At 64.0% G+C, this 13,498-nt stretch carries 13 protein-coding genes; 1 reads left to right on the top strand and 12 read right to left on the bottom strand.

The annotated features are described in order from the left end of the window. Positions 1-94 precede the first annotated feature (94 nt). Entirely contained in the window at positions 95-1,018 is a 924-nt protein-coding gene (argF, locus tag UP06_RS23700) for an ornithine carbamoyltransferase (RefSeq protein WP_045006080.1), read from the bottom strand. Next, entirely contained in the window at positions 1,018-2,226 is a 1,209-nt protein-coding gene (locus UP06_RS23695; RefSeq protein WP_045006079.1) for an aspartate aminotransferase family protein, read from the bottom strand. The genes argF and UP06_RS23695 overlap by 1 nt, the downstream gene beginning before the upstream one ends. A gap of 449 nt (positions 2,227-2,675) precedes the next feature. Here UP06_RS23695 and UP06_RS23690 point away from each other — a divergent pair, with 449 nt between their 5' ends. After that, positions 2,676-3,188 carry a GcrA family cell cycle regulator gene (locus UP06_RS23690; protein WP_045006078.1) on the top strand — a complete coding sequence of 171 codons (513 nt, stop codon included), beginning with the start codon at positions 2,676-2,678 and terminating at the stop codon, positions 3,186-3,188. A 226-nt stretch (positions 3,189-3,414) separates the two neighbouring features. On the opposite strand, the gene phoB is transcribed toward UP06_RS23690, so the two are convergent. From phoB to UP06_RS23640, 10 genes are all read right to left on the bottom strand, one after another. Further along, the gene (gene phoB / locus UP06_RS23685; protein WP_027533133.1) at positions 3,415-4,122 is read right to left on the bottom strand and encodes a phosphate regulon transcriptional regulator PhoB; all 708 of its coding nucleotides are present in this window, start codon (positions 4,120-4,122) and stop codon (positions 3,415-3,417) included. A gap of 22 nt (positions 4,123-4,144) precedes the next feature. Continuing rightward, on the bottom strand, positions 4,145-4,861 hold the full coding sequence (gene phoU / locus UP06_RS23680; protein WP_045006077.1) for a phosphate signaling complex protein PhoU: 717 nt from the start codon (positions 4,859-4,861) through the stop codon (positions 4,145-4,147). Positions 4,862-4,872: 11 nt separating this feature from the next. Further along, positions 4,873-5,694 carry a phosphate ABC transporter ATP-binding protein PstB gene (gene pstB / locus UP06_RS23675; protein ID WP_045006076.1) on the bottom strand — a complete coding sequence of 274 codons (822 nt, stop codon included), beginning with the start codon at positions 5,692-5,694 and terminating at the stop codon, positions 4,873-4,875. Further along, positions 5,691-6,536 (bottom strand): phosphate ABC transporter permease PstA, encoded by an 846-nt coding sequence (gene pstA, locus UP06_RS23670; RefSeq protein WP_045006075.1) that lies wholly within the window; start codon positions 6,534-6,536, stop codon positions 5,691-5,693. The genes pstB and pstA overlap by 4 nt, the downstream gene beginning before the upstream one ends. 4 nt (positions 6,537-6,540) lie before the next feature. Beyond that, positions 6,541-7,530: a phosphate ABC transporter permease subunit PstC gene (gene pstC, locus UP06_RS23665; RefSeq protein ID WP_045006074.1), complete on the bottom strand. Its 990-nt coding sequence runs from the start codon at positions 7,528-7,530 to the stop codon at positions 6,541-6,543. 161 nt (positions 7,531-7,691) lie between these two features. Continuing rightward, positions 7,692-8,702 (bottom strand): phosphate ABC transporter substrate-binding protein PstS, encoded by a 1,011-nt coding sequence (gene pstS, locus UP06_RS23660; RefSeq protein ID WP_045006099.1) that lies wholly within the window; start codon positions 8,700-8,702, stop codon positions 7,692-7,694. Between the two features lie 143 nt (positions 8,703-8,845). Then, positions 8,846-10,144: an ATP-binding protein gene (locus UP06_RS23655; RefSeq protein WP_045006073.1), complete on the bottom strand. Its 1,299-nt coding sequence runs from the start codon at positions 10,142-10,144 to the stop codon at positions 8,846-8,848. Positions 10,145-10,179: 35 nt separating this feature from the next. Continuing rightward, positions 10,180-11,235, bottom strand: coding sequence for a putative bifunctional lysylphosphatidylglycerol flippase/synthetase (locus UP06_RS23650; RefSeq protein WP_045006072.1), 1,056 nt, complete (start codon positions 11,233-11,235; stop codon positions 10,180-10,182). A 448-nt stretch (positions 11,236-11,683) separates the two neighbouring features. Next, positions 11,684-11,980, bottom strand: a complete 297-nt coding sequence (locus tag UP06_RS23645) for a hypothetical protein (RefSeq protein WP_045006071.1) — start codon at positions 11,978-11,980, stop codon at positions 11,684-11,686. A 2-nt stretch (positions 11,981-11,982) separates the two neighbouring features. Beyond that, positions 11,983-13,377 carry an OmpA family protein gene (locus tag UP06_RS23640; protein ID WP_045006070.1) on the bottom strand — a complete coding sequence of 465 codons (1,395 nt, stop codon included), beginning with the start codon at positions 13,375-13,377 and terminating at the stop codon, positions 11,983-11,985. Positions 13,378-13,498 lie beyond the last annotated feature (121 nt).

Below are 13,498 nucleotides of genomic sequence, written 5' to 3'. Positions count from 1 at the left end.
GTTGTGGCGCGCGCTAGCAATTGCCGGTCTTCGCCAAACGAGCGCCGGTGGTAATGGGTCCTGGCTTTCGCCAGGACGACGATGAATATCTACTTTACTTCACCGCGTCGAAGCACCAGGCCAAAATACCCTTCTGCGCGTGCAGGCGGTTTTCGGCCTCGTCGAACACGACCGATTGCGGGCCGTCGATCACCTCGTCGGTGACCTCCTCGCCGCGATGCGCGGGCAGGCAGTGCATGAACAGTGCGTCGGGCTTGGCGAGCGACATCAGTTTCGCATTGACCTGGTAGGGCTTGAGCACGTTATGGCGGTGCTCGCCCTCCTTGTCGCCCATCGACACCCAAGTGTCGGTGACGACGCAATCGGCGCCGCTCACGGCGGCTTCCGCATCGGTGCCGAGCACGATCGGCGCGCCGGTGGCCTTGATCCAGTCGCGCATCACTTTTTTCGGCGCGAGCTCCGGCGGCGTCGCGACATTGAGCTGGAATTTGAAACGTTCGGCCGCATGGGCCCAGGACGCCAGAACGTTGTTGTCGTCACCGGTCCAGGCCACGGTCTTGCCTTCGATCGAGCCGCGATGTTCCTCATAAGTCATGAGGTCGGCCATCACCTGACAGGGATGCGAGCGCCGCGTCAGGCCGTTGATGACGGGCACGGTGGCGTTCGCCGCGAGCTCCAGCAGCGCGTCGTGGTTCAGGATGCGGATCATGATGGCATCGACATAGCGCGACAGCACGCGCGCGGTGTCGGCGATGGTCTCGCCGCGGCCGAGCTGCATCTCCGCGCCGGTGAGCATGATGGGCTCACCGCCGAGCTGGCGCATGGCGACGTCGAACGACACCCGCGTCCGCGTCGACGGACGCTCGAAGATCATCGCCAGCGTCTTGCCTTCGAGCGGCTTGACCGGCTGATGCGCCTTCTGCTTCGCCTTCATGGCGGAAGAGGCGGCGAGCATGCTCTTGAGCTCCGACAACGGGAGCTCATCGATGTCGAGGAAGTGTTTTGGCGTCTTGCTCATCAGCCTGCCGCCCGCTTGCTCTGACTGGCCGAGATCGCGGCGCAGGCGCGTTCAAGCCGCGAAACGCCGTCCTCGATCTCCGCTTCGGTCACGATCAAGGGCGGCAGGAAGCGCACGACGTTGTCGCCGGCGCCGACGGTGAGCAGCTTTTCGTCGCGCAATGCCGCAACCAGATCGCCCGAGGGCACCACGGCCTTGATGCCGATCAGAAGCCCCTCGCCGCGCACTTCGCTGACGACATCGGGATGACGATCGATCACGGAGGCGAGTTTCTGCTTGAGCAGCAGTGACATCTTCTGCACGTGATCGAAGAAGCCGGGCTTGAGCATGACGTCGAGCACCGCGTTTGCCGCGGAGACTGCGAGCGGATTGCCGCCGAAGGTCGAACCGTGCGAGCCGGGCGTCATGCCGGAGGCCGCTTCCGCGGTCGCAAGGCAGGCACCGATCGGAAAACCGCCGCCGAGCGCCTTGGCCAGCGACATCACGTCCGGCGTGATGCCGAAACGGCGATGCGCAAACAGATCACCGGTCCGGCCCATCCCGGTCTGCACCTCGTCGAACGCCAGCAACAGGCCCTTCTCGTCACAGAGCTGGCGCAACGCGCGATAGAATGCCGGCGGCGCCGAGCGCACGCCACCCTCGCCCTGGAGCGGCTCGATCAGGATGCCGGCGGTCTGCGGGCCGATCGCCTTCTTCACGGCGTCGAGGTCGCCATGCGGGACCTGGTCGAAACCGTCCATCGGCGGGCCGAACCCTTCGAGATATTTTGCCGAGCCCGTCGCCGCCAGCGTTGCCAGCGTGCGGCCATGGAAGGCGCCCTCGAAGGTGATCATGCGATAGCGCTCGGGATGGCCCTTGGCGGCATGATGGTGGCGGACCAGCTTGATCACGCATTCCAGCGCCTCGGCGCCGGAATTGCAGAAGAATACGAAGTCCGCAAAGCTCTCATTGCAGAGACGCGCGGCCAGCCGCTCGCCGTCCGGGCTCTGGAACAGGTTCGACATGTGCCAGAGCTTGGTGGCCTGCTCCTGCAACGCCTTGACCAGCGCGGGATGGGCATGGCCGAGCGCATTCACCGCCACGCCCGAGGTGAAATCGAGATAGCGATCGCCATTGGTCGCGATCAGCCAAGAGCCCTCGCCACGCTCAAAACCGATGTCGGCCCTGGCGAAAACGGGGAGCAAATGCGGCGCGGCGCTGTTGGTCATGACGCTCTCTTGGATGTTTCAGACGGCCTGAACGCGCGTTGCGCAGCGCGTCATTTGGTCCGGAAAACGAAACGTGCCGCCTTTTAAGGGCGGCACGCGTCACTATCTTATGCTTGGCACCACGGGTGTCAATGCCGCCGGGAAAGCCTCGCGAAACGCTGAATCCGTAGTCTTGCGGTGCCGAATTTGCGGATTTTGGCCACGGAACATGTGGAAGCGAGTCGGCGGACTCTTGCGCGTGAGTCACGCCATATTGTAGCGTTTGGTTTGTCAGATACGACATCTCGTGCAGCGGTTCTGATCTCTAAGTCCTCTTGTACCGGCGTAAACGTTCGGGCGCGTCTTCGTGCCCGGCGAGCCTTAAGGGATTCTGACGGCACGGGTTTTTCGAGACTTAGCATTCGTTGTGCGCCCCAGGATGGCTGGCGCGCGGCGAAGGAAAGGGTGCAATGACGGTTTTGACTTGGTCGGACGATCGCGTCGAGCAGTTGAAAAAGCTCTGGGAGGCCGGATTGTCGGCCAGCCAGATCGCGGCCGAGCTCGGCAACGTGACCCGCAACGCCGTGATCGGCAAGGTGCACAGGCTTGGCCTGTCGGGCCGCGCCAAGAGCCCGTCGTCGGCTGCTCCGCGGCCGCGCAAGGCGCGTCCCGCGCAGCACATGATGCGGGTGAGCCGGCCGATTGCGCGCGGCAACACCGCGCTGGCGCAGGCCTTCGAGGTCGAGGTCGAGGCTGAACCGGTCACCTACGACAACGTGGTGCCGATGAGCCAGCGGCTGTCGCTGCTTGAATTGAACGAGGCAACCTGCCACTGGCCGGTCGGAGATCCCTCGAGCCCGGATTTCTTCTTCTGCGGCGGCAAGGCGCTTTCCGGCCTGCCCTATTGCGCCCAGCACTCGCGGGTCGCCTACCAGCCGGCGTCGGATCGCCGCCGTGCGCCGGTGAAGCCGGGTCCGCGCTGAGTTAGTCGATTTAGCTGGTTGCTAACGGCTGCCGTCACATGATGACGGCGCAACAAATTCAGTGTCGTCCCGGCGAAGGCCGGGACCCATACTCCGAGAACGCAGTTATTGCGCGAGAGGGCGACTCCGAGTCTTCGCCAAACCACACCCTGTGGTTATGGGTCCCGGCCTTCGCCGGGACGACATCGGAGATGGTCGCGGCGGTTAACAAACTAACCGCAGAAACCTACGCCTGCTCCGCCTTCGCAAAACGATCGTCCAGCGCATAACCGGCACCGCGCACGGTGCGGATCGGGTCCTGCTCGCGGCCGAGATTGAGCAGCTTGCGCAGGCGGCCGATATGCACGTCGACGGTGCGTTCGTCGATATAGATGTCGCGGCCCCAGACGCTGTCGAGCAGCTGCTCGCGCGAAAACACCCGGCCCGGATGCTCCAGGAAGAACTCCAGCAGGCGATATTCGGTCGGACCGAGATCGATCGGACGGCCCGAACGCGCCACGCGGCGTTTTTCACGGTCGAGCTCGATGTCGCCAAAAGCGAGCACCGTGGCGAGCCGCTCGGGGCTTGCGCGCCGCAGCAGACCCTTCACGCGCGCCAACAGCTCGGGCACCGAGAACGGCTTGACGATGTAATCGTCGGCGCCGGTCGCCAGTCCCCGCACCCGCTCGCTCTCCTCGCCGCGCGCGGTGAGCATGATGATCGGGAGTTGCTTGGTGTCGGACCGCGCACGAAGCCGCCGGCACAGCTCGATGCCGGAGAGGCCCGGCAGCATCCAGTCGAGCACGATCAGATCGGGGATGTGCTCCTTGAGACGGGTGTCGGCGTCGTCGCCGCGCATCACCGTCTCGACGTCATAGCCGTCGCCTTCGAGGTTGTAGCGCAGGAGCTCGGTGAGAGCTTCCTCGTCTTCAACAACCATAATGCGTGCGCCCATGGGGTCGTCGCTCCTTAAGTCTTCAGGTGTTCGGGACCGTCGTGGCGAAGGTCGTCATGTCGCCCTTCGGGCGCTTGTCGGTCATCGCCTGACCTTCGATCATGTAGAACACGGTCTCGGCGATGTTGGTGGCGTGATCGCCGATCCGCTCGATGTTCTTGGCGCAGAACATCAAATGGATGCAGAACGAAATGTTGCGCGGATCTTCCATCATGTAGGTGAGGAGCTCGCGGAACAGCGAGGTGCAGATGGCGTCGACTTCCTCGTCGCCCTTCCACACCGCCATCGCCGCCGGCAAATCATGCGCGGCATAGGCGTCCAGCACCGACTTGACCTGCTGCTGCACCAGATCGGTCATGTGCTCGAGGCCGCGGAACAGCTTGAGCGGATGAAAATCCGTCTCCAGCGCCGCGACGCGCTTGCCCATGTTCTTGGCGAGGTCGCCGATGCGCTCGAGATCGGTCGCAACGCGCATGGCGCCGACGATCTCGCGCAGATCGACCGCCATCGGCTGGCGGCGGGCGATGGTGAGCACCGCGCGCTCCTCGATGCGCTTCTGGAGCGCGTCGAGCTCAACGTCGGTGATGACGACGCGCTGGCCGAGCGCGACGTCGCGGCGGATCAGCGCGTCGACGGAATCGACGATCATGCGCTCGGCAATCCCGCCCATCTCGGCAACCAGGCGCGTAAGTTCCTGGAGGTCGGTGTCGAAGGCCTTTGCGGTATGTTCAGAACCCATGTCCCGTCTCCTCAGCCGAACCGGCCGGTGATGTAATCCTGCGTGCGCCGATCAGTCGGCGACGTGAAGATCTTGCTGGTGTCGTCGAACTCGATCAGCTCGCCGAGATACATGAAGGCGGTCTTGTCGGAGACGCGGGCCGCCTGCTGCATGTTGTGGGTGACGATCGCAATCGTGTAGCTCTCGGACAATTCCTGGATCAGCTCCTCGACCTTGGCGGTCGAGATCGGGTCGAGTGCCGAGCAGGGCTCGTCGAACAGGATCACCTCGGGCCGCACCGCGACGGTGCGGGCGATGCAGAGGCGCTGCTGCTGGCCGCCGGAGAGCGACAGGCCGGACGCGTTGAGCTTGTCCTTGACTTCGTTCCACAGCGCGCCGCCACGCAGCGCCTTCTCGACGCGGCCGTCCATCTCGGACTTCGATATCTTTTCATAGAGACGGATACCGAAGGCGATATTCTCATAGATCGTCATCGGGAACGGCGTCGGCTTCTGGAACACCATGCCGACGCGGGCGCGGAGCAGATTGAGGTCGAGCTTGGGGTCGAGAATGTTGGTCTGGTCCAGCATGAGCTGACCGGTGACGCGCTGACCCGGATAGAGGTCGTACATCCGGTTGAAGATGCGCAGCAGGGTCGACTTGCCGCAGCCCGACGGGCCGATGAACGCCGTGACGCGGTTGGCACCGAGCGTCAAGTTGATGTTCTTCAACGCGTGGTGCTCGCCATAATAGAAGTTGAGGTTGCGCACCGTCACCTTGGGGGGCGCCTCGGGCAGCACCGGCGCCTGGGGCAGGCCGCCGGCCGCGCTCATCGAAACGGAAAGATCACTCATTTTGCGGTCCTCTCGGCGCCAAGGATGCGCGCACCAATATTCAGGGCAAGAACGGTCAGGGTGATGAGCAGCGCCCCGCTCCAGGCCAACTGCTTCCAGTAGGCGTAAGGGCTCTGCACGAAGTTGTTGATGGTGACCGGCAGGTTCGCCATCGTCTTGTTAAGGCTCAGGCTGAAGAACTGATTCGACAGCGCGGTGAACAGCAGCGGCGCGGTCTCGCCGGCGACGCGGGCGGTGGCGAGCAGCACGCCGGTGATGAGACCGGAACGCGCGGAACGATAAGCGATCCGCTTGATCACCAGCGAGCGCGGCAGGCCGAGCGCCGAGGCCGCCTCACGCAGCGCGTTCGGCACCAGCAGCAGCATGTCCTCGGTCGTGCGCAGCACCACCGGGATCACGATCACGGCGAGCGCGAGACAGCCGGCGAACGCCGAGAAGCCGCGCATCGGCACCACCACCGCGCCATAGATGAAGAGACCGATGATGATCGAGGGCGCCGAGAGCAGGATGTCGTTGATGAAGCGGATCACCGAGGTCAGGCGGTCGTTGCGGCCGTATTCGGCGAGATAGGTGCCGGCGAACATGCCGAGCGGCGCGCCGATGCCGACGCCGATCACGGTCATGATCAGCGAGCCGACGATGGCGTTGAGCAGGCCGCCCTCGTTCGATCCGGGCGGCGGCGTGTTCTCGGTGAAGAGCTGGAAATTGAGTCCGGCCAAGCCGTTGTAGAGCAGCGTGATCAGGATCAGCGCGAGCCAGGTGACGCCGAAGGCCGCGGCAGCGAAGCACAGACCGCGAATGACGATGTCCTTGCGGCGGCGGCGTGAATAGATCGGGTTCATGGCGTTAATTCCCCGCCTTCTTTTCCAGCCGCATCAGCATCAGCCGCGCGGCTGCGAGCACGAAGAACGTCAGCACGAACAGCAGCAGGCCGAGCAGGATCAGGCCGGACTGGTGCAGCCCGTCGCTCTCGGCGAATTCGGATGCGATCGCCGCCGAGATCGTGGTACCGGGGGCGAAGATCGAGGACGAGATGCGGAACGAGTTGCCGATGATGAAGGTCACCGCCATGGTCTCGCCGAGCGCGCGGCCCAGCGCCAGCATGACGCCGCCGATGACGCCGACGCGGGTGTAGGGGATGACCACGCTGCGGACGACTTCCCAGGTGGTGCAGCCAACGCCGTAGGCGGCCTCTTTCAGAACCGGAGGCACCGTCTTGAACACGTCGACCGAGATCGAGGTGATGAAGGGCAGCACCATGATCGCGAGGATCAGGCCGGCATTGAACAGGCTGAGATAGGACGGCGGGCCGGCGAAGATCGCACCGAGCACGGGGATGCCGTCAAATATCTTGATCATGAAGGGCTGGAAGCTGTTGGCCAGAAACGGGCCAAGCACGAAGAAGCCCCACATGCCGTAGATGATCGAGGGAATGCCGGCGAGCAGCTCGATCGCCATGCCGATCGGGCGGCGCAGCCATTGCGGGCAGAGCTCAGTCAGGAAGATCGCAATGCCGAGACCAACCGGAATGGCGATCAGCATCGCGATGAAGGAGGTGACGAGTGTGCCGTACATCGGACCGAGCGCGCCGAGCACGGGCGGATCGGCCGACGGCGCCCAGCGCTGCGTCCACAGGAAGGCGAAGCCGTATTCCTTCATCGCCGGGAAAGCGCCGACGATCAGCGACAGGATGATGCCGCCGAGGATGAGGAGCACCGAGATCGCGCTGAGCCGCGTGATCCAGTAGAAGGTAACGTCGCCGAGCTTGAACGCGCTCAAGGCCTTGGCGCGATCATACGGGCCGGCGTCGTCGACGATATCGCTCTGAACGGCCATCTCTGCCACGCCGATCCCCTGTACCAAATTATATACGCTTGTTGTTGGCCTCGTGCCCCGGATGCAGCGCGACGCTGATCCGGGGCCTTGTTCTTGTGGGTCCCGGCTCAGCCGTGCAGCATTTTCATGCTGCGCCGCGTCCGGGACACGAGAGCAGAGTGTTAGCTCTTGATGTCGGCAGCCCAGGTCTTCTCGATCAGCTGGACGACGCTGTCGGGCATCGGGATGTAGTCGAGCTCCTCAGCCGCCTTGCCGCCGTTCTTGAAGGCCCAGCGGAAGAACTTGATGGCTTCCTGCGAGGACGCCTTGTCGGTCGCATCCTTGTGCATGAGGATGAAGGTCGCCGCCGTGATCGGCCAGGACTTGTCGCCGGGCTGGTCGGTCAGGATGACGTAGTAGCCCGGAGCCTTGGCCCAGTCGGCGTTGGAGGCGGCCGCCTGGAAGGCTTCAACCGTCGGCTGCACCGTCTTGCCACCCTTGTTGACGAGGGCGGTGTAGGTCAGCTTGTTCTGCTTGGCGTAGGCATACTCGACATAGCCGATCGAGTTCTTGGTCTGGCTGATGTTGCCGGAGACGCCCTCGTTGCCCTTGGCGCCGACGCCGACCGGCCACTCGACGGCCGTACCCTCACCGACCTTGCTCTTCCAGTCCGCGCTGGCCTTGGCGAGATAGTTGGTGAAGTTGAAGGTGGTGCCCGAACCGTCGGAGCGGCGGACCACGGTGATCGCCTCGGACGGCAACTTCAGGTTCGGATTGAGCTTCTTGATGGCCGGATCATCCCACTTGGTGATCTTGCCGAGATAGACGCTGGCCAGCGTCTCGCCGTCGAACACCAGCTCGCCGGCCTTCACACCCTCGATGTTGACGACGGGAACGATGGCGCCCATCACCATCGGCCACTGTGCGAGGCCGTCCTTCTCGAGCTGCTCGGCCTTGAGCGGGGCATCGGTCGCGCCGAAGGTCACGGTCTTGGCCTGGATCTGCTTGATACCGCCGCCGGAACCGATCGACTGGTAGTTCAGACCGTTGCTGGTCTCCTTCTTGTAGGCGTCGGCCCATTTGGAATAGATCGGGAACGGGAACGTTGCGCCCGCACCGGTGATATCGGCAGCGAAGGCCGACGTCGATGCGGCGACCAAGCCAGCAGCGACGATAGTTTTGATGAAATTCATGCTGGTCTCCATACAGGGGAGCGAAGCGCATTCGCGCCCGATCGCGCTCCCCGTCCCGCCCCTTTAGGAGCAGTCGGCTGTGCTTTTACGAAGGTTTCGTGACAGTCGGATGACAGACCTAACCAGCTGAAATTGCTGTAATTTCAAGCGGAGATCGGAGGCTTGGCCTGGGGGAAACAGGCGGTGAAAGTGGCGCCCTGTTTGGGCACGCTTTCGATCAAAAGCCGGCCGCGATGCCGGTTAAGGATATGTTTCACCAGCGATAAACCGAGCCCGGTCCCGCCCTGTGAGCGGCTGTCGCCGACGTCTACCCGGTAGAAGCGCTCGGTCAGCCGCGGTAAGTGCTCGGGCGCGATGCCGGGGCCGAAATCGCGCACCAGGACCCGGATTTCCTGAGTTCCGTCGGTCGCCGGGTTCGCGGTCAGCGACACGATAACGCGCCCGCCGGAAGCGCCGTATTTGAGGGCATTCTCGATCAGGTTCTCGAACAGGCGGAGCAACTCCTCGCGGTCGCCCGCGATCATCACCGGCGCCTGCGGCAAGTGGATCTCGACATCGACCTGGCGCTCGCGCGCAAGCGGCTCGAGCCCGTCGGCGACCTGGAGGATGATCGGCAGCAGATCGACCAGCGTATCCGGCCGCACATGGGCCGACAGCTCTACCCGCGACAGCGACAGCAAATCGTCGATCAGGCGCGCCATGCGGGTGGCCTGGTTGTGCATGATGCCGAGGAAGCGCTCGCGCGCCTTGGGATCGTCCTTGGCCTGGCCCTGGAGCGTATCGATGAAGCCCGACAGCGCCGCGAGCGGCGTGCGCAATTCATGGCTGGCATTGGCGACGAAGTCGGCCCGCATCTCCTCGACCCGGCGCAGCGGCGTCTGGTCGTGGAAGGTCATCAGCATGCATTTGTCGGCGCCGCCGAAGGTGGTCGGTACCGGCACCGGCGTAATGGTCAGTTCCATCCAGCGGTCGACCGGCACATGGTCGAGATAGGTCGTGCGCCGCGGTTCGGAGGTCGCAATCGACTCGCGCAGCGCCGTGATGATCTCAGGCGAACGCAGCGCGAACTGGGCGAGCTCGTTCCTGCGCAGCGCCGGCGCAAGCTGGGCGGCGGCGGCATTGAGATGGATGACGCGGCCGGCGCGGTCGAGCAGCACCGCCGGATCCGGCATGCCGGCAACGACTGCGGCCACTGCTGCGCCCTCGACCGGATTGACGCGGCGGGTGTCCTCACGCGAAGCAGAGGTATCATGCAGCCGCCAGGGGATCAGCGCCGCGGCCGCGATGCAGAGGAACACCGTCGCCGCCCGCATCACCGACAATTCGCCGAGCGAAACCACCACCGACAGCGCCAGCGCCGCGGCGATCAGGATGATGGTCGAGTGCCGCAGCCGGTCGGACCAGGGCTGGGCGGAGGGAGACGATGGGGCGTCAATCGCCATCGGGGCGGGCTTCTCCTAAAGGCTTGCGCCGGTGCTCAGGCGCCGCTGTCGCTACGCTTTCGCACATAGGCGGCTTCAGGCGGCGGCCCTGGATCGAGCTTGAGCGCGGCCTGTTGCAGGCGTTTCGATCGGGCGCCAATTATAACTTCGCGAAACGTCAGCAAGATTACAGATATGACGAAGGGGGAAAGATAATAGAGCACCCGGAACAGCAGCATGCCGCCCAAGAGTTCCTCGCGGTCCATCTGCCAGAGGCCAACCAGCATGGCGGCGTCGAACACGCCGAGCCCACCGGGCGAATGGCTGGCGAAGCCGAGCAGCGTCGCCGAGACGAAGATGACTGCGACCACGACGAAGCCGAGATTGGGCTCGTCGGGGACCAGCACGTACATCGCGAGCGCGCAGAAGCCGAGATCAATGATGCCGATGGCGATCTGGAGCAGCGTCAGCGGCCCACCCGGCAGCACCACAGTCCAGGGACCGCGCCCAACCACACGCGGCTGGGTCCAGACCCAGACCACATAGCCGACCAGCGCTGCGAGGATCATCATCGCCAGCGTCCGGTTCAGCCAGGGCGGAAGCATATCGATCGCGGCGGCCGCCTCCGGATGGTAGGAGATGCCGAGGCCAAGCACGGCGGCATTGCCGAGCCAGAAGGTCAGGCCGGCGAGGAAGCAGATTTTTGCGACGTCGATCGCGTTCAGACTATAGGCCGAGTAGATGCGATAGCGCACCGCACCGCCGGTGAAGACGCTGGCACCGACATTGTGGCCGATCGAATAGCTGGTGAAGGCCGCGAGCGCATTGATGCGATAGGGCACGTGGGCATGGCCGATCGCGCGCACGGCAAACAGATCGTAGAAGGTCAGCGTGAAATAGCCCGCGGCAACGAACAGCGCGGCCATCGCAATCTGGCTCGGCTCGGTGCTCTTGATCGCTTCGATCACCTCGTTCATGTCGATGCCGCGCAGCATGTGGTAGAGCACATAGCAAGCGATACCGATGACCGCGACGCTGATCACAACTCCAAGCTTATGCAGGATTTGCTTCTGGCGCAGAAACGACATCGCCCTGCGTATGGCTTCCAGCATCTAGACCTCGAACAACGCTTCAGCGGCCAGGGTGGCCGGCGAACAGGCGGACGACGCACAGGCACTCAACGAACCCTCGCCGCCGGCTCCGGCATCGCGCATGCCCCCCACCCCTCCACTAGCGCGTTTTCGGGCGGAGTGGAATTCGCCAATACGAACAAAATCACGTGCCTTCAATATTTTAGGCAGGTTTGCGGGCTCAAGATGCACGGTTTGGCGCTTTCGGTGGCAGGTTCGACGGCAGGACTGACGCGAATCTCCACGGCAATCCTGCGCAGGGGCCGTGAAGTTTTGATGATTTCGGCCGCTCAATGTTCCGTCACGCCTTAAGCCGATCTCAATCTATGGGCCACGACAGCCTATTGAAAGAGGAGGCGATCCAATCGTTCCAGACGGATTTTCCGATTTCTGCAGCGAAAGCGGCGCGCCTTTGGGCAGTCCGAAAAACTCAGGCGGCCGGCTGGCTCCGCGACACCACCCGGTCGCGCAGCCAGGCGCCGATGGTGCAGCCGACGAGGTAGCAGGCAAACATGGTCAGGCCGAGGTCGAGCCAGTAGCCGAAGCGACCGGGGACGACATGTGCGAAGGAGGCCGCGACCAGGCCTGCGACCAGCACCGCCAGCCAGCGCGCGGTCACCTTCGAGGTGCCGTTGCCGCGTTGGACCACCGAGATCCAGCCCATGCAAAAGCCGAGCAGCAGCGCGCCGATCAGCCAGCCCATATGAAACGAGACGAGATAGGGCATCGTCACCTCACCAGAAATTCGATGCGGCGATTTTGCGCCTTGCCGTCGTCGCTGTCGTTGCCGGCGACGGGCTGGGTACTGCCATAGCCGACCGCGGTGAAGCGGTTGGCGGGCAGGCCGGCCTTGACCAGATAGTCGATCACCGCCTGCGCGCGCTTCTCGGAGAGCGCCTGGTTGAAGGCATCCTCGCCGTCGGAATCGGTGTGGCCTGCGACCTCGATATTGGTGGAGGGGCAGCGCAGCGCGGTCTCGATCAGATGATCGAGAATGCCGGCGGAATCGGGATCGATGTCGGCGCGCTTGGACTCGAAGCGGATATTGCCCTTGGCGAGCAGCTCCGAGAACAATTGCTGGCAGACGGTGCCGTCGACCGGCCCCGCCGCAGGCTTCACCGTGATCTCCGGCTTGTACTGCCAGTTTTTTGGAAAGTCCTTGCCCAGGCCTGCGCGGATGTCGTTCGCGGCGCCTTCATACAACGCATCACCCGACAGCTTCACCTCGCGATCGGAGACGACGAGCGTACCGGTCGACAGCCGCGACAGCGCGCCGAGCGCTGCGACCACGGCGGTGTTGAAGGCGCCGGGCGCACCGACGCTGGCCTTGAGATTGTCGACGACCTTCTCGTTGAAGAATTTTCGCGACGCACCGGTCGCGATGGTGGCGTGGACATTGTTGTCGGGCACGTAGCCGGTCAGTGTCACGGTGGCTGCGACCGGATCCTTGTAGGCCTGGAAGATGTAGGGCGGCGCCTTGATCTCGTTGGCGGCGATCGAAAAGCCTTCGGGCAGGTTTTTGAGCGCAGCCGCGATCGCCTCGCGGCCGCCGATATCGCGCGCCATGCCGGACAGATTGATCTTGGTGTCGGAGATCGTGATCTTGCCGTCCTTCAGCTTGCCGATCTGGTCGAGCAGCAGCGTGGCGGCAGCCTCGAAACGCGGCGGCGCACCGCGCGCCAGGCCCATCTGATCGGCCACCTCGACGCCACCGAGCTCCTTGCGCGCCGCCTCGGTCAGGCGGGCCTTCATCGACGGCAGAGGTGCGGAGCCCGACAGCGTGACCCGCACGACGTCACGCTCGGCGTTCCAGACGAATGGCTTGGCCTCGGCGACCAGGCGGGTCCCGTCATCGACCAGACGCACGCCGGGAACATTCTCGACCGCCATGACCGCGTCCCGCCGCCCCTCCTCGGAGAAGGCGTCGGCCGCCAGGCTGATGTCGCGGCCGTCGACCGCGATCCGGGTCTTGTCCAGAACGGTGTCCTTGAGCGCGGCGGCGCTGCGGGCCGAAAGGTCGGCCTCGACCGGCAAGGTGTTATTCCAGGCCGCAAATCCCCACATGACGGCCAGGGGGATCAGCCCCGGCCACCATTTACTTGCCCACCTGAAAAGCTTGTGCATTCGACGACCCGAACTCTGGAACCGGAGACAAAACAAACCCTTGGCGGGCTGTCAAACCGGAAATGGTGCCCTTCCGAAGGCCATGTGTGCGCAATTGGAATAACTTTTTCTTCAAGGGTCA

This window comes from Bradyrhizobium sp. LTSP857, assembly GCF_000938285.1.
Classification (GTDB): domain Bacteria; phylum Pseudomonadota; class Alphaproteobacteria; order Rhizobiales; family Xanthobacteraceae; genus Bradyrhizobium.
Note: the sequence above shows the minus strand (reverse complement) of the source record. Positions and strands in the feature narration are given on the sequence as shown.